This window comes from Mesorhizobium sp. 1B3, assembly GCF_050958605.1.
In the GTDB taxonomy this organism is placed as follows: domain Bacteria; phylum Pseudomonadota; class Alphaproteobacteria; order Rhizobiales; family Rhizobiaceae.
The window spans coordinates 1-16,430 of record NZ_JBJHDO010000015.1 but is presented as its reverse complement, the minus strand read 5'-3'; the positions used below and the strand labels follow the sequence as shown (position 1 = coordinate 16,430).

The 16,430-nt window shown below is 63.7% G+C and carries 15 protein-coding genes; 7 read left to right on the top strand and 8 right to left on the bottom strand.

From position 1 onward, the window contains the following. Nucleotides 1-10 precede the first annotated feature (10 nt). Entirely contained in the window at nt 11-997 is a 987-nt protein-coding gene (cysP, locus tag ACCO56_RS28645; protein WP_433644344.1) for a thiosulfate ABC transporter substrate-binding protein CysP, read from the bottom strand. Nucleotides 998-1,465: 468 nt separating this feature from the next. Here cysP and tyrS point away from each other — a divergent pair, with 468 nt between their 5' ends. Continuing rightward, nucleotides 1,466-2,740 carry a tyrosine--tRNA ligase gene (gene tyrS / locus ACCO56_RS28640; RefSeq protein WP_433644343.1) on the top strand — a complete coding sequence of 425 codons (1,275 nt, stop codon included), beginning with the start codon at nt 1,466-1,468 and terminating at the stop codon, nt 2,738-2,740. Nucleotides 2,741-2,782: 42 nt separating this feature from the next. On the opposite strand, the gene ACCO56_RS28635 is transcribed toward tyrS, so the two are convergent. From ACCO56_RS28635 to ACCO56_RS28605, 7 genes are all read right to left on the bottom strand, one after another. After that, complete coding sequence (locus ACCO56_RS28635; protein ID WP_433644342.1) at nt 2,783-3,655, bottom strand: DUF1932 domain-containing protein; 873 nt, start codon at nt 3,653-3,655, stop codon at nt 2,783-2,785. A gap of 52 nt (nt 3,656-3,707) precedes the next feature. Beyond that, nucleotides 3,708-4,763, bottom strand: a complete 1,056-nt coding sequence (locus ACCO56_RS28630; protein ID WP_433644341.1) for a 4-oxalomesaconate tautomerase — start codon at nt 4,761-4,763, stop codon at nt 3,708-3,710. Next, a complete protein-coding gene (locus tag ACCO56_RS28625) occupies nt 4,756-5,427 on the bottom strand; it encodes a 4-carboxy-4-hydroxy-2-oxoadipate aldolase/oxaloacetate decarboxylase (RefSeq protein WP_433644340.1) in 672 nt (223 codons plus the stop codon). Before ACCO56_RS28625 ends, ACCO56_RS28630 begins: the two co-directional genes overlap by 8 nt. After that, on the bottom strand, nt 5,427-6,158 hold the full coding sequence (locus ACCO56_RS28620; RefSeq protein ID WP_433644339.1) for a PIG-L deacetylase family protein: 732 nt from the start codon (nt 6,156-6,158) through the stop codon (nt 5,427-5,429). Before ACCO56_RS28620 ends, ACCO56_RS28625 begins: the two co-directional genes overlap by 1 nt. Before the next feature lie 13 nt (nt 6,159-6,171). Next, on the bottom strand, nt 6,172-7,125 hold the full coding sequence (locus tag ACCO56_RS28615; protein ID WP_433644338.1) for a catechol 2,3-dioxygenase: 954 nt from the start codon (nt 7,123-7,125) through the stop codon (nt 6,172-6,174). 289 nt (nt 7,126-7,414) lie between these two features. After that, nucleotides 7,415-8,821 (bottom strand): vanillate/3-O-methylgallate O-demethylase, encoded by a 1,407-nt coding sequence (ligM, locus tag ACCO56_RS28610; protein ID WP_433644337.1) that lies wholly within the window; start codon nt 8,819-8,821, stop codon nt 7,415-7,417. 117 nt (nt 8,822-8,938) lie between these two features. Next, nucleotides 8,939-9,691: a GntR family transcriptional regulator gene (locus ACCO56_RS28605; protein ID WP_433644336.1), complete on the bottom strand. Its 753-nt coding sequence runs from the start codon at nt 9,689-9,691 to the stop codon at nt 8,939-8,941. A gap of 436 nt (nt 9,692-10,127) precedes the next feature. Here ACCO56_RS28605 and ACCO56_RS28600 point away from each other — a divergent pair, with 436 nt between their 5' ends. From ACCO56_RS28600 to ACCO56_RS28575, 6 genes are all read left to right on the top strand, one after another. Further along, nucleotides 10,128-11,306, top strand: coding sequence for an ABC transporter substrate-binding protein (locus ACCO56_RS28600; protein ID WP_433644335.1), 1,179 nt, complete (start codon nt 10,128-10,130; stop codon nt 11,304-11,306). A gap of 28 nt (nt 11,307-11,334) precedes the next feature. Further along, the gene (locus ACCO56_RS28595) at nt 11,335-12,198 is read left to right on the top strand and encodes a branched-chain amino acid ABC transporter permease (RefSeq protein ID WP_433644334.1); all 864 of its coding nucleotides are present in this window, start codon (nt 11,335-11,337) and stop codon (nt 12,196-12,198) included. Between the two features lie 2 nt (nt 12,199-12,200). Beyond that, on the top strand, nt 12,201-13,187 hold the full coding sequence (locus tag ACCO56_RS28590) for a branched-chain amino acid ABC transporter permease (protein ID WP_433644333.1): 987 nt from the start codon (nt 12,201-12,203) through the stop codon (nt 13,185-13,187). Next, a complete protein-coding gene (locus tag ACCO56_RS28585; RefSeq protein ID WP_433644332.1) occupies nt 13,187-13,945 on the top strand; it encodes an ABC transporter ATP-binding protein in 759 nt (252 codons plus the stop codon). The genes ACCO56_RS28590 and ACCO56_RS28585 overlap by 1 nt, the downstream gene beginning before the upstream one ends. Beyond that, nucleotides 13,938-14,663, top strand: coding sequence for an ABC transporter ATP-binding protein (locus ACCO56_RS28580; RefSeq protein WP_433644331.1), 726 nt, complete (start codon nt 13,938-13,940; stop codon nt 14,661-14,663). Before ACCO56_RS28585 ends, ACCO56_RS28580 begins: the two co-directional genes overlap by 8 nt. Nucleotides 14,664-14,782: 119 nt before the next feature. After that, a complete protein-coding gene (locus tag ACCO56_RS28575) occupies nt 14,783-16,246 on the top strand; it encodes an MATE family efflux transporter (protein ID WP_433644330.1) in 1,464 nt (487 codons plus the stop codon). Nucleotides 16,247-16,430 lie beyond the last annotated feature (184 nt).

Genomic DNA, 16,430 nt, shown 5'->3' with positions numbered 1-16,430 from the left:
ACGCGAGCGGTCAACGCTCGCCGTAGAGCCGGTCGAGCGTGCCGCCCGATTTGAAATGTTCTTCCTGGATCTTGTCCCAGCCGCCGAACACGTCCTCGACCTTGACCAGACGGACCTCAGGGAATTGGTCCTTGAATTCGGCCGCGACCGCCGGGTCGTTCGGGCGGTTGCCGTTCTCGGCCAGGATTTTCTGGCCTTCCGGCGTGTAGAGGAAATCGAGATAGGTCTTGGCGAGATCGCGCGAGCCGCGCTTGTCGGCAACCGTGTCGACGATCGCCACGGGGAATTCGGCGAGCAGGCTGACGGAAGGAACGACGATGTCGAACTTGTCCTCGCCGAATTCCTTGGCGATGCCGCGCGTCTCGGCCTCGAAGGTGATCAGAACGTCGCCGATTTCACGCTCGACGAAGGTCGTCGTCGCGGCACGTCCGCCCGTGTCGAACACCGGAACGTTGTCGAACAGCTTGCTGATGAAGGCGTGCACCTTCTCCTCGTCGTTGCCGAAGGCCTCCTTGGCGTAGGCGGTGGCGGCGAGATAAGTGTAGCGCGCGTTTCCGGAGGTCTTGGGGTTGGGGAAGATGACCTTCACGTCGTCGCGAACGAGGTCGTTCCAGTCCTTCACGCCCTTGGGATTGCCCTCCCGCACCAGAAAGGCGGGCAGCGAATAGAAAGGCGAAGCATTGTTGGCGAATTCGCTCTTCCAGTCTTCCGAGACGAAGCCGCCTTTCACCAGCGCGTCGATGTCGGTCACCTGATTGAAGGTCACCACGTCGGCCTCCAGCCCCTCCAATACGGCGCGGGCTTGTTTGGAGGAGCCGGCATGCGACTGGTCGACGGTGATGCCGGGGTTCTTGGCGATAAAAGCCTCGTTCACCGCAACGAAGAGCTCGCGCGCGATGTCGTAGGAGGCGTTCAGGATCTTGTCGGCCGACCAGGCCGGCAGCGAGGCCGATAGCAGCGCGGCTGCCGCGGCGCCGATCAAAAGCAAGCGTTTCATGAAAGCAACCTTGTTGTCTGAGCGTTGCGGCGAAATAACCATGCGGCACCGGCCGGAACGAGGCATCGGTATCGCTGCACGGCCGGACGGGTGGAAATATTTTCTCCGGACTGCCAAAAACTCAAAATTACATGCCCTGGGTTTCGGCCAGTGGGGCAATCGAGCAAAAAACAAATCTGTGGTGAGGCAGCTTTCTGGCCACTGTAGGGCGGCCGTTACATCTCCGCGATCGCTCCGCCGTTTCGGTGGTTCGCATCCTGATCATCTCGTCTCACGTCTCCCTTGCCGAGACGGCGGGCGATGTATAGATACGCTGCATGACCCGTGCCGCGCATCTGTCGAGCGTTTATTACCCGCTGTCCTCATAGGGCGGCGCGATAGGTCATGTCTTGACACCCACGACGCCGCAAGGGTCGGCGGCGTGTTCATGAGAGGTCTCCGGCCTTGTGGCCAAAACGGAGACCCCTGATGACGATACTGCAAACCGAGCCGGCGACTTCCCTGAGGTCGGAATTCCTGCGAACCCTTGCGGAGCGCGGCTTCCTCCATCAATGCACCGATCTCGAGCGTCTCGACGAACGGCTCAGCGGAGGACCGGTTGTGGCCTATAACGGCCTCGATCTTACCGCTGACAGCCTGCATGTCGGGCACCTCGTGCCGATCATGATGCTGCGCTGGTTCCAGCGCACCGGCCACAAGCCGATCGTGCTGATGGGCGGGGGCACGACACGGATCGGAGATCCCAGCTTTCGCGACACGACGCGGCCGCTCCTCGACGACACGCAAATCGCCGCCAATCTGGCCGGCATCCGGCAGGTGTTCGAGAAGTACCTTACCTTCGGGGAAGGGCCGACCGACGCAATTATGCTCAACAATGCGGACTGGCTGGACGGCCTCGGTTACATCGATTTTCTGCGCGACTTCGGCCGTCATTTCTCGGTTGGCCGAATGCTGAGCTTCGATTCCGTTCGCCAGCGGCTCGAGCGCGAGCAATCCCTGTCGCTGCTCGAATTCAACTACATGGTGATCCAGGCCTACGACTTCCTGGAGTTGGCCCGCAGCCGCCAATGCATCCTGCAATTCGGCGGGTCCGACCAGTGGGGCAACATCGTCAACGGCGTCGAACTCGCTCGTCGCGTCGATGGCAGGGAATTGTTCGGGCTGACCGCGCCGCTGCTGACGACGTCCTCGGGCGCCAAGATGGGCAAGACCGCTTCCGGCGCGGTCTGGCTCAATGCCGAGCGGCTCTCGCCCTATGATTTCTGGCAGTTCTGGCGGAACACCGAGGACGCCGATGTGGGTCGGTTCCTGCGGCTTTTCACCGAACTGCCGATCGACGAGATCGCCCGGCTGGAGGCTCTTCGCGGCAGCGAGATCAATGAGGCGAAGAAGATTCTGGCCGATGCCGTGACGGCGCTCTGTCATGGACGCGATGCCGCGCTGACCGCCAATGAGACCGCGCGCCGAACCTTCGAGGAAGGTGAAGCCGCAGCCGGACTCCCCACGGTCGTCGTGGATGGCGCCAGCCTCCGGCAAGGCATGCCGCTCGCCGATCTGCTGGTGACTGCCGGTTTGGCAGGATCGAAAAGCGAGGCGAGGCGCCTGATCCGCGGCGGCGGCGCCCGACTCAACGATGCGGCGATCACGGACGAAGCGGCATACCTGGCTGAAGGGGAGCTGGGCAAGGGTGTGCTCAAACTCTCCGCCGGCCGCAAGCGCCACGTGCTGATCCGCGCCGGTTGATCTCAGTCGCGCCGGAGCCGTGTCACGCTCCGGCAGGATGCGTCAAGAAAGTCGTCGCTCGGCAAGCAGCCTGGCGACGGTCTCCCGCAACCCGGCCTCCGGCGTGCCGCTCAATCTGCCCATCCGGTCCTGAACCTCCGCGATCGCCTCGGCGAGCCGACCGTGAAGACGGAGATCGTCAAGCGTGGCGGCGCTCTCGCGCATTTCGGCGGCGCGGCGTTTGCCGTGCCTGACGGTGCGCTCGAACTGGTAGCTGGCGAAATCGGGGAAACCGAGGCCGGCATAGGAGCCGGACAGCGATTTCAATATGTAGTCCAGGCATCCCGTTGCTTCGGCTGCCAGCAGGGTCTCGACCGTGATCGCTTCGAGGCCTTTGACAAACAGGCTGCGTACCATCTTGATCGCGGTGGCAGCGCCGGCTTCCGGCCCGACGATTTCGAAGTTGAAGCCCAGTCGGGCAAAGCTTTGGCGAAGCTCGTCCACCTGCCCGGCGAGCAGGACCGGCGTACGGTGGCCCCGTGGATGGACCGGCGCCATAACGGCCATGTCGACATAGATCGCGCCGGACGGTTCCAGCAAGGCGGCGCTATCGCGCTTTCGCTGCGGTGAAACGGAATTGATGTCGATGAAGGCCTGTCCGCGCTTCAAATGAGGCAACGCGGATTTGACGGCTTGAAGGCTCTGGTCGGCAGTCACCGCGCTGACGATCCAGCCCGCTCGGGAAACGGCCTGCCCGGCCGATGTGGCGATCTCGACGCCATGGGCACGCATGGCCGCGCCGCACGGCCCCTCGACGCCTTCCCTGTCGAGCAGGATATCGTAGGCCGCAAAACCGAGAGCCGGCTCTTGCGCCGAAAGGCTCTCACGGAGGGCCCGTGCCGCTTCGCCGAATCCGATGAAGGCGATCTGCATCATTGCTCCCTGTCCCTTTGTGCGAGGCCAGGTGACTTCACCTGGCCGCAAATGCTCAGGCGAACACCAAACCGTCGAACAGCTTGCGCGCAGTCCGCAGTACCGCGACACGTTTGATCTGCTCGTCTTCCATCGTCGCGACGACCGACATTTGGCCCGTCGGATGTTCAATGGAGAGCGTCTTTTCCGCCCCCGACGGAATTTTCGCGAGCTCCGCGGCCGGTCCGGCGGGCAGAAGGCAGGCGGTCGCGACACTGACTGCTCCGAACACGCCGATGGAGCTGTGGCAACGATGCGGAATGAAGGTGCGCGTCGAGATCGCGCCACTCTTTCTGGCGGGAGAGACCATGGTCATCTTGGGAACGGTTTTCTCCGGCACGTCGCCGAGATTCATGAGCGGACCGGCCTTGAGGCGGATGGCTTCCAGGCGCTTGCGCAAATCGGCGTCGGCCTCAAGCGTCGCCGGCGGCTCGTCTCCTGAAACGCCGAGGTCCGCCGCGCGCAGGACGACGCAGGGCATGCCGTTGTCGATCAGGGTCACCGAGACGCCCTCGATCAAATCCCAGGGATTGCCGGTGGGCAGCAGGGCGCCGCAGGACGAGCCTGCGACGTCCTCGAAAGCGATCGGGACAGCGGCCGACGTTCCCGGCACGCCGTCGATCGCGGTATCTCCTGCATAGGTAACCTGGCCGCCCGGCGTGAATACGGTGGCAGTCGCCACCTGACCGGTGTTTTCCATGAAGATACGCACGTCTGTCCTGCCGTCCTTCGCTCCGACAAGGCCGCGCTCGATCGCGAAGGGGCCGACTCCGGCGAGGATGTTGCCGCAGTTCTGGGCGTCGCTGACGATCGGACGGTCGACGAAGACCTGAAGGAAAAGATAATCGATGTCGACGCCCGGCCGGGTGGAACGCGTTACAACCGCGACCTTGGAGGTGAGCGGATTAGCGCCGCCCAGCCCGTCGATCTGCCGGGCATCGGGCGAACCCATCAGCCGCAGCAGGAATGCCTCCCGTTCGGAACTGTCCGCGGGAAGATCCTCGGCGAGAAAGTAGCCTCCCTTGGAGGTGCCGCCGCGCATCCACATGCAGGGCACCCCGCGTTCAGACATATTTCAGGCCCTTGGCCGCAAGCTTCCCGCGCATGTCGTAGATGTCGAGGCCGAGTTCGCCCGCAAGGAGACGCTTGCGGACTTCCGCTTCCCGGGCCTCGCGGGCGCGGGAATTTTTCAGAGCCTCCTCGGCTTTGCCGTGCGGAACGACACACACCCCGTCATCGTCCGCCACGATCACGTCGCCGGGATTGACGCTTGCACCGGCGCAGACGATCGGAACATTCACCGAGCCGATCGTCTCCTTCACCGTGCCCTGAGCGAAAATCGCCTTCGACCAGACGGGAAAGCCGATCTCGGCGAGATCGCGGACGTCCCGCACGCCGGCCTCGATGACAAGCCCTCCGACGCCGCGGGCTTGAAGGGAGCGCGCCAGTAGCTCGCCGAAATAACCGTCCTCGCAAGGGCTGGTCGGCGCAACGACCACAATGTCGCCTTCCCGGCACTGCTCCACGGCGACGTGGATCATCCAATTGTCGCCGGGCGCGACCGACACGGTCACGGCCGGTCCGGCGATGCGGACCCCGGCGTAGATCGGCCGCATGAAGGGGCGCATGAGGCCTGACCGTCCCTGCGCTTCATGCACGGTCGCCACGCCGCATTGCCCCAGGCCGGCAACGATTTCGGCCGCGGGGCGCTCGATGTTCTGGATGACGATGCCCATCACAGCTCATCCACGGTTCGGGGAAAGACGGACTGGAACGCTTCGGCATATCTCGCCTCACGCCCGCCGGACTGGCCGCCGGAATTGCGGCGGAACTGGTTGGCCCGGTTCTCCGCGACATTGGTGTAGTAGTCCCAGAGATGCTGCTGGCCTTCCATGCATTGGATGGCAGCCTTTTTCTTTTCCCAGACCGGCGAGATGTCGAGGATCGTGTCGGGCTTCCAGGCGCATTGCTCGGCCTGATGCGGCTCGAACAGATAGAGCTGCGGCGCTCCGAGGATCTTCTCGCCCGGCTTATGGCCCCAGGCCTGGGCGATCATGCGGCATTCCAGCGTCATGCGTGCGGCATAGGGGTGGTCGGTGTTGTAGGGGTCTTCTAGCGAATGCGTCAGCATGAAATCGGGCTGCACCTTGCGGATCATGTCGACAAGGCGGTCCTTGGCGGCACGATCCATTTCGAGCGGATAATCGCCGAGATCGAAGAACTGGATGTCGTGCGCGCCGAGCGCGGCGGCCGCATTCTCGGCCTCCTTGCGTCGCGCCGCCTTGACGCCTTCGAGCGTCGCGCCGGCTTGCTTCCACAGTTTCGCGCTCTCGCCGCGTTCGCCATAGGAAAGGCAGACGATGGTCACGTCCGTCCCCTTTTCCTGATGAAGCGCGATGGCGCCGCCGCAGCGCCAGACGAAATCCGCCGAATGCGCGCTGACGACCAGCGCCGTCCTCTGTGCCATGCGTCTCCTCCTCTTATTCCACCGGCGGTGTACCGTGCGTATGGAAGCTCGCGATCGTCTTCAGCCCCCAGGCCTGTCCTTTCCTACGCTCCGTCTCCGTCCAGGTGATCGGCTCCCAATCGGGCTGCAGGATCAGCCTGGCGCCGGCATTCGCCACCTCCACCCGGTTGCCCGCCGGCTCGTAGACATAGAGGAAGAACGTACCCTGAATGGCATGCTTGTGTGGGCCGGTCTCGATGAAGACGCCGTTCTCCAGGAAGATGTCGGCCGCCCGCAGGACATCGTCGCGCTGGTCGACGGCATAGGTGATGTGGTGGAAACGGCTGCGTGCGCCCGAGTGGTCCTCGGTGACGGCCATGTCGTAGCTCTTGTTGTTGACCGTGAACCAGCAACCACCGAGCCGGCCGTTGTCGAGCCGGATCTGCTCCGTCACCCGGCTCCCCAGTGCGCCGATCATGAAGTCGCGCATCTCGGAAACGTCAGTTGCGAGCAGGTTGAAATGATCGATACGCCGGACCGCCGCGCCCCGGCCATGGTAGCGCTGGGCCATGTTCTTCAGCGCCGGGCGCTCGATATCCGGCGCCTCGTATTTGCGCGTGTCATAGTAGAGTTCGAAGATGTGGCCGTCAGGGCTTCGGAAGCGATAGGCGCGACCATGGCCGAGATCGCCTTCGGTCCAGCCGATGCCGCAGCCCATGGCCTCGATCGCGGCGACACGGCGCTCGAGCGCGGCCTGCGACGTGGTCCGATAGCCGACATGCGCCATCCCGGTGGTGTCGGACTGCGTGAGTTTCAGCGTATGGAATTCGTAGTCGTCCCAGCCGCGCAGATAGACCGATTGCCCGTCGCGGCCGCTCTCGGTCAGCCCGTAGACCTCGACGAAGAAGTCGAGACTTTCCTCGGGTCTGTTCGTCAACAGCTCGACATGGCCGAGATGAGCTACGTCGAAGCAAGGCTCGTCAGCCATTTGCGTCCTCCATACGCGCCGCGTCCTCCGCGGGTCTTTTCCCAGCCAACGGCCACTGGGCGCCCGTTCAAAAGCCAGTCTGGCGCCCGGCCGGAACGACTGTCAACGCTCGGAGGCCTCGCCGGACTTCACCATCAGATGGCCACCGTCAGCACGGTGGCGCATAGCAATCCCAATCAAAACGCAGTCGGGGTCCAGGATAGACCGTCCGCATCGCTGCGCTGATGTCGGTCAGGCCCCTCCGCGTCGCCTCGCGCGGGGAGAGCACAACCTCACTCCCAGGCTCCCGTCACTCCGCTGGCTGCCTCGTCCGCCAGCCCTCCGCGTAATTTTCGCGAGCATCGCGTGAATAAGGTACTGGCGAGACCTTGACGCGGATTTCGGTCTGTTTGTGCCGCTCGACCGTGGTCTTGCGCGTGCCGCCATTCTCCTCGCCCCACACCAGGGTCAGCACGTCGCCGACCTGAATGTCGGGATCGACGACGCCCAGCGACAGATAGGAGCGTTCGTTGAAGCTGTAGCCCGTGAACATGGAGAGGCCGACGGTCTGTCCATTTCTCGTGACCATGTCGTAGTTGGACGAGGCGTAGTTGGCGTTGGGCACGTCGATATATTTATAGTTCTCGATGCCCGGCTCGAAGAAGGAGCGGAACACCCTGGCGACGTCGTCGGCATTCCAGGCGAAGGTTACCTTCTTGCGGTGCGGCTTGCCGGCGATCTTCTCCAGAGCCTCGCGGCCGATGAAGTCGTGGTCGAACTTCACGAACGGCCCGTAGCCGAGCTCGTAGGGCGTCATGTAATAGTCTTCGATGTTCTTGGAATTGAAGCTGCCGCCGATCGAACCGCCGCCTTCGTAACCGTCGGCCGGCAGCCACTCCCGATACGATTTCATCTTCTCGCCCGTGTAGACGCCCGGCAGCGGCGAAGGGATCCAGCCGGATTCCAGCGTATTGGTCGCGTAGGCGCGGGCGCCGACAAGCCTCAGGCCGAATTCCTTTCCGGCCTCGTGGATGATGTCGCGGATCGCTTCGCCTTCTTCGTACGGTCCCCAGACCTCGAGGCCCGGCACGCCCGACATGCCGTGGCGAAGCGCGCGAACCCGGCGTCCGCCGATGTTGATGGCATCCATGTTGAAGAACTTGACGTCGGGCAGCGGCCCGCCATTCAGCTTCTCCAGCAGCTTCGGCGCGTTCGGCCCCTGAATCTGATAGCGGTAGCGCTTGCGTATCACCGGCTTGCCGCCCGGCCGGGACGGGGAGCGGTCGTCGCGTTCGAGCCTGACGTCGTAGCCGCCGGTCTCGCCATGAAACTGCACCCAGTTGATGGTGGGAACGCGGCCCACGATGAGGAACTGCTTCTCGGCGAGATAGAAGAGGATCACATCGCCGATGACATGGCCGTCATGGCTGCATGGGACGAACTGCTTGGCCTTGTTGACGGTGAAATTACCGAAGCTGTTGATGGCCAGATGCGAGAGCATCTTGAAGGCGTCGGGGCCCTCGATCATCAGTTCGGCCATGTGGTGGGACTGGTCGAAGAGCACGCATGTCTCGCGCCAGGCTTGCTGTTCGTCGCGCCAGTTGGTGAACTCGTTGGGCACGACGGGATAGACATAGGCGCCGATCTGCGAATTGCGCAGCATGTCTACCGTGTTGTCGCTCTCCCTGAGGAGCTGTTCGAGATTTTTACCAGCCATCGCCGTTTCCTCCCTGATGTTGGCTCGATGTGTTGGCCCGCCGTGCGGGCGCGTATCATTTCCGCGGGTCTGCGGACCTTTCGAAACAGGCATCCTCCGAGCGCATGGCGAAGAGAATCATTTGACCGTGCGTATGAGCGTGCCGCCCGGCACGCGCTCGAGCGCCTTCTCGTGACGGAGGGCGACGCGCAGGTTGCGGCCGGCGAGCCGGGCGTGTTCCTGCATGATGGACTGGGCGCGCGCGCCCTCGCGATTGGCGATCGCTTCCACGACGCAGCGATGCTGATCCTGGGCGACCAGCAGGATCCTGTGCGATTCCGGCAGGACCGCCTGGGCCATGACGAAGCCGCTGGGCGAGGCGAAAGGCAGGGCGACTGCCTTTTCCATCTGCCTTTTCAGTGTCGGGCTTTCGGCGAGGTCGAGGATCAGCGCGTGGAAGCGGGCATTGGCCGCGACATAGGCCGAGAAGCCCTCTTCGGTGGTCGCTTGCTCCACCACCACGTCGAGCTCCTCGAGGCAGGCCTGGAGGGGGCCGAGCCTCGCCGCCGAGCCGCGCTCGGCGGCGAGGCGGGCAGCAAGCCCTTCCAGCGCCCCTCTTATCTCGATCGCGTCGAAAACGTCCTGCTGTGAAAAGGATTTGACCGCGAAGCCGCCCGACGGGATCGTCTCGACAAGACCTTCCGTTTCGAGGCGCTGCAGCGCAGCGCGGATCGGCGTGCGCGATATGCCCGTGCGCTCGGCCACCGACAATTCCGAAATGCGTTTGCCCGGCGCCAGCAGGCCCTCGAGGATGAGTTCGCGTATGGCGAGCAGCGCCCTGACGGTCTGCGACTGGCTTTTGTCCGTCTCGGTGTCGGTCGTGAACGCCATTATTTGGGCCAGCTTTTCCACGCCGGATCGATCTCCCCTTGGCCTGCGGAGAGCAAGCTATCCTGTGTGCAGGCTGTATACAATCTGATAGAGCTTTTAGGGCGGTGTCAAGGGAGGGACAAAAGGTGCCGGGACTTCTGCCTGTTCGGTCCGCCAGCCATGGGACGGTCACGCGCGCCGCCGTCATTGCTATGCCGTTGAAAGTAGGCGTAGCCGGCAAATCCTCTGCGCCGGAAAGTGCCGGTTACGCTCAAGCAGATTGTACCTTCCGCTCGGCAATGTGCCGGCCGATCGGGGGGCTGCGGTATACAGCATTACGCCGAATCCTCCTCGGGGGCCTCTTGGCGACCGCTTCAACACCTGTATACAATCGATCTGCAAAGAGAGCCTTGGGAGAGAGGGCTCAAGCCGAAAAGGGCAAAGGGAGGATCGTTGGATGTTGGTAAGGAAAGCAGCCATAGCGGCGTTCGGTCTCGGCCTGGCGTGGTCGACTGGAGCGTTCGCGCAGGAAACCGTGAAGATCGGCGTCATCCTGCCTTATTCCGGGCCGTTCGCCGATGCGGGGGCCCAGCTCGACGCGGGCATCAAGCTTTATATGCAGCAGCATGGCGACGAGGTCGCCGGTAAGAAGATCGAGATTGTGCGTAAGGATACCGGAGGTCCCGCCCCCGATGTCGCCAAGCGGCTCGCCCAGGAACTCGTCGTGCGGGACAATGTCGATATCCTGGCCGGCTTCGCCCTGACGCCCGAGGCCCTGGGTGCAGCCGATGTGGCGACCGAAGCCAAAAAGCTGATGGTCGTGATGAATGCCGCCACATCGGTGGTCACGGAGAAATCGCCCTACATCGTGCGCACCTCGGTGACGACGCCGCAAGTCAATGATGCGCTCGGCAAATGGGCTGCCGAGCACGGAATCAAGCAGGCCTATACGCTGGTCGCGGACTACGGGCCGGGCCACGATGCTGCCAAGGCTTTCGAGACCGCCTTCACCGCGGCGGGCGGCAAGATCGTCGGCTCGGACCGGACGCCGGTCGCCAATCCGGACTTCTCGGCCTTCGTCCAGCGGGTGAAGGACGCCAATCCGGAAGCCGTCTACATCTTTGTTCCCGGCGGGGCTCAACCGGCGGCGATCGGCAAGGCGCTCTCTGAGCGTGGCCTGACGCCGCCGAACACGAAGGTCCTCGGTCAGGGCGAGCTCACCCATCCCGAGGCGCTGGAGAGCATGGGCGAGACGGCCAACGGCATCATCACCGGATTCCACTACACGCTCGAGCGCGACGATCCGCTGAACAACGAATATGTGAAGGCCTATCGCGACGCCAACAAGGGCCGCAGCCCCGATCTCTTCTCGATCGGCGGTTATGACGGCATGCATCTCATCTACGAAGCGCTGAAGAAGACCAATGGCGATACCGAGGGCGAAGCGCTGGTCGAAGCCGCCAAGGGCATGTCGTGGACGAGCCCGCGTGGGCCGATGTCGATCGATCCGGAGACGCGCGATGTCGTGCAGACCATCTATATCCGCGAGGTGCAGAAGGTCGGCGACAAGCTGCAGAACGTGATCGTCGAGGAAATAAAGGACGTGAAGGACCCGTTGCACGGGGCGGCCAAATAACGACGCCGGCCGCATAGCGTAAGCTTACATGGCCGCTCAACTCGCCATCGTCGTGTTCGACGGGTTTGCCTTCGGGATGCTCCTGTTCGTCCTGGCGGTGGGCTTGTCGGTCACGCTTGGCCTGATGAACTTCATCAATCTCGCGCATGGCGCCTTCGGCATGCTGGGCGGCTACATCGCCGTCACGGTCATGCGTCATCTCGGCCTGCCTTTCCTCTTGGCGCTTCCGGCCGCCTTCCTCGGGGCGGCCGCCGTCAGCATCGTCTTCGAGCGCACCCTCTTTCGCCGGCTCTATCGCGCCGGCGAGCTCAACCAGGTGCTGTTCACCATCGGTCTCGTTTTCGTTGCCGCGGCAGGGGCGGCCTATTTCTTCGGCACGTCCCAGCAGCCGATCCAGCTTCCCTCCTATCTCAGAGGCTCGGTGGAGTTCGCCGGCATGCGTTTCGGCGCGTACCGGCTCTTCCTGATCGTGATCGCGCTCGTCGTCACCGCACTGCTCTTCTTCGGGCTGGAGCGCACGCGTTTCGGGGCGCAGATCCGCGCCTCGGTCGACAACCAGCGCGCCGCGCAAGGTCTCGGGCTCGACGTCGAGCGGATTTTCGCCATCACCTTCGCGCTCGGCAGCGGCCTGGCAGGACTGGGTGGCGCGCTGGCGATCGAAATCGTCGGCCTCGATCCGTCCTTCGGTTTCCACTATCTCGTCTACGTCCTGATCATCGTCTCGGTCGGCGGCCTCGGATCGATTGCCGGCTCTTTCTTCGGCGCCGCACTGCTCGGCATCTGCGATGTTGCCGGCAAATATTTCGTACCCGAGATCGGTTCCTTCCTTATCTACCTGCTGCTGGTCGCCATCCTTTTCGTGCGGCCTCTCGGCCTTTTCGGCAAGAGGTGACCATGTCCGACACGACCGACAGCGCCCTTGATCCGCATGCCTGGCTGACGAGGAAAAGCCGCTGGTCCGTCTTCGAGATCGCCTTCTGGCTCGCTGCCCTTTTGCCTTTCTTTTTCCTGCCGACCTACCTGACGCTCGCCAGCCAGATTGCGATCGCCGCGCTCTTCGCCCTGTCGGTCGACCTGGTTCTCGGTTATGCCGGCATCATCACCCTTGGCCATGCCATGTTCTTCGGTCTCGGCGCCTATTGGGCCGGGCTGATCAGCAAGGCCGGCTGGGGCGAACCGTTGACCGGCCTTCTTCTGGCCGGGGCCTTCGCCGGACTGATCGGATATATCACCAGCTTCATGATCGTGCGCGTCCAGCACCTCGCGCTCCTGATGATTACGCTGGGGCTGGGCTTCCTCACCTACGAACTCGCTAACGCCATGAGCTGGCTGACGGGCGGCACGGACGGCCTTCAGGGCGTCGATATCTGGCCGATCTTCGGTATCTTCGAGTTCGACCTGTGGGGTTACACCGCCTATGGTTACGCGCTGGCGGTCCTGTTCCTCGGCGTTGTCGTCGCGAGACGGATCGTCAACTCGGCCTTCGGCCTGTCGCTGCGCGGCATCCGCGAGAATGTCAAGCGCATGCCGGCGATCGGTTCCGACTATCGCGGCCATCTGCAGAAGATCTACACGATCTCCGCGGCGATGGCCGGCGTGGCCGGTGCTCTGCTGACACAGACCACCGAGACGGTTTCCCTCGACACGCTGAGCTTCCAGCGGTCAGCCGATGTGGTGGTCATGCTCATCCTCGGCGGAACCGGGCGGCTTTACGGAGGCATTGTCGGCGCAATCATTTTTCTTGTAGCGCGCGATCAGCTTTCCGGCATGAATCCGCAATACTGGTATTTCTGGATCGGCATTCTTTTGATGCTCGTCGTCCTGTTCATGCCGAAGGGCATCCTGGGCGGACTTGCCCGCCTGGTCGGACGGCGCGACTGATGGAAGGACAGGAGATCGTGCTGCGGACGGAGGCGCTCCAGAAGAGTTTCGGCTCGCTTCACGTGGCCCGCAACGTCTCGCTCGAATTGCCACGCGGCGCGCGTTATGCGCTGATCGGCCCCAACGGAGCCGGGAAGACGACCCTGATCAACCTGATCACCGGGCGGTTGCGGCCGGATTCGGGACGGATCGTGCTCGACGGCAGGGACGTGACGGCGGCACCACCCGCGACAAGGGTCCGGGAGGGGCTGACGCGCACCTTCCAGATCAACACGCTGTTTCCCGATCTCACCCCCATCGAGGCTGTCGGCCTGGCGATCTGCGAGCGCGATCGCGTGGCCGGACAGTTCTGGCGGAGCCTCGCCGCGCATGGGCCGGTGCTTGACGAGGCCTTCGCGATCCTGCGCCAATTGCGTCTGGGCGACGTCGCCACACGGTCGACACGCACCTTGCCTTACGGGCAACAAAGGCTGCTGGAGATCGCGCTGGCGCTTGCGACGCGGCCCAAGGTGCTGCTGCTGGACGAACCCGCAGCCGGAGTACCCAAGGAGGAGAGCGCGGCACTGTTCAGCGTCATCGCGGCACTTCCCGAGGACATTTCAGTCCTTTTTATCGAGCACGACATGGATATCGTCTTCAGCTTCGCTTCGCGTATCATCGTGCTTGTCGCAGGCGGCGTGCTGCTCGAGGCCGAGCCGGCGGTCGTCCGAAGCGATCCGCGCGTGCGCGAGGTCTATCTTGGCCAGTCCCATGTCTGAACCGCTGCTGGAATTCCGTGACGTGCGGTCGGGTTACGGCGACGCCGTCGTGCTCGACGGCGTGTCGCTGACGCTCCCCGCCAACGGCAGCCTGGCTCTGCTCGGGCGCAACGGCATGGGTAAAACGACATTGCTCCTGACGGCAATGGGTTTTGTCGGCCTTCGGCGCGGGACGATCCGCTTCGATGGCCGGGATGTCTCGCACGAGGCGCCGCACCGACGCGCGCGCCTCGGGCTGGGTTGGGTGCCACAGGAGCGCGATATCTTCCCGTCGCTCACCGTGGAGGAAAACCTCACTGTCGCCGCACGGCCCGGCCGCTGGGATCTCCAGGCAATCTACCGCCTGTTTCCCCGGCTCAAGGAACGACGCGCAAATATGGGCAATCACCTGTCGGGCGGCGAGCAGCAGATGCTCACGATTGCGCGCACATTGACGACCAATCCCGCCGTCCTGCTCCTCGACGAGCCGCTGGAGGGCTTGGCCCCGATCATCGTCGAGGAACTCACCGCGGCTATCCGCCTGATGTCGGCCGAGGAAGGGATCGCGCTCATCCTGGTCGAGCAGCACGCGGAAGTGGCCTTGCGGCTGACGGGCGAGGCCGTGATCCTGGAGCGCGGCAGGATAGCCCATCGCGCCAGCTCGGACGCGCTTCTGCACGACCGCGACATGCTCGATCGTTATCTCGGCCTGAAGCTAGGGGACATGGCGGCATCCTGACGGCTGGCATGGTGGTTTCCAGCCGCAGGGCCTATGGCCGTGCGCAGGGATGCATATCCGTCGGGCCTTCGGTACCATTACCATCACCGACCGATTGGGAGCGCGCCGCGTTTTTTGCCATGGACGAAGAAAAGCCCGCGCGTAGGAAGGCCGCTGACCTTACCAGCGGTCCGATTCCCAGGACGCTGCTCGTCTTTGCGCTTCCCGTTCTCGGCTCCAACGTGCTTCAGTCGCTCAACGGTTCGGTCAACGCAGTCTGGGTGGGGCGCTTCCTGGGCGAGGCGGCCCTCACGGCGACGTCCAATGCCAATCTCGTGCTGTTCCTGCTGCTCGGAACGGTCTTCGGCATCGGCATGGCGGCGACGATCCTGGTCGGCCAGTCGGTCGGCGCTCGTGATCTCGCGGAGGCAAGGCGCATCGTCGGCACGAGCGCGACGTTCTTCTTCATCATATCGGCCATCCTGGCGGTCTGCGGCTGGATCTGGACCGACGCCATCCTGCAATTGCTCGGCACACCGTCCGACGCGCTGCCGCTCGCTCGCTCATACCTGCGCATCATCTTCGTGGCGGTGCCCACCATGAATCTCTTGAGCTTCGTGATGACCGTGCTGCGCGGCGCCGGCGATTCGCGCACGCCCTTCCTTTTCATGGCACTCGCCGTGCTTCTCGACATCGCCTTGAACCCGCTGCTCATCCTCGGAGCAGGGCCGGTCCCGGCCTTCGGGATCGCCGGCTCCGCCATGGCGACGTTGATCGGCCAGATCGTGAGCGTGGTCGCCATCCTGGTTCTGCTTTATGCGCGCCGGCATCCGCTACGGCTGGCGGGGGCCGACCTCGCTCTGCTGCGGCCCGATCCGCAGCTTCTGCGCCTCGTCGTCGTCAAGGGCGTGCCGATGGGCCTTCAGATGATCGTCATCTCGGCGGCGGCGCTGGTCCTGATGGGCTTCGTCAACGCCTACGGATCGCAGGTCGCTGCCGCCTACGGAATTGCCGCCCAGCTCTGGACCTACATCCAGATGCCGGCGCTCGCCATCGGCGCGGCGGTCTCGTCCATGGCAGCCCAGAATGTCGGCGCCGGACGATGGGACCGCATCGACAGGATCGCCCTCGCCGGTATCCTCTTCAATCTGATTCTGACCGGCGTACTGGTGGCTCTGCTCTACCTCTTCGACAGGCCGGTGCTCGGCCTGTTCCTCAGCCAGGACAGTGCGGCGATCGACATCGCCGTTCACATCAACGATGTCGTGTCATGGTCCTTCATTCTCTTCGGCGTCACCATCGTGCTCTTCGCAACCGTCCGGGCCACCGGTGCGGTCATGCCGCCTTTGATCATTCTGGTGATCTCCGTCCTTTTTGTGCGGACTGGCTTTGCCTACGCTTTCAAGGACGCCTTCGGCATGGAGGCGCTGTGGTGGAGCTTCCCCGCGGGCTCCATCATGTCGCTGCTGTTGTCCGTGGCCTATTATCGCTTCGGCGGCTGGCGCAGCTTGCGCATGATCGAGAACAGGCCGGCTGCCGGCGAGCCGCCGGATACCGGCCTCGGCGTGCCGCGCCAGCGTGCCTTCGTGGCACGAAAGGAATGATTCGCGCGCTCATGCCGACGGCGTCAGTAATTGACCGTTCGCGTCGGCCCCTCACTGTCCTGCCGGACATCTCTCCCCGCAAGCGGTCCGCAAGCGGGGAGAGAGGGCAGTTGAGCGGGTTTCGCCAGTCTCCAATAGCAGCCGATTGGCGAAAGCAGAGATGGCAGCGGTCTTCTCCCCGCAG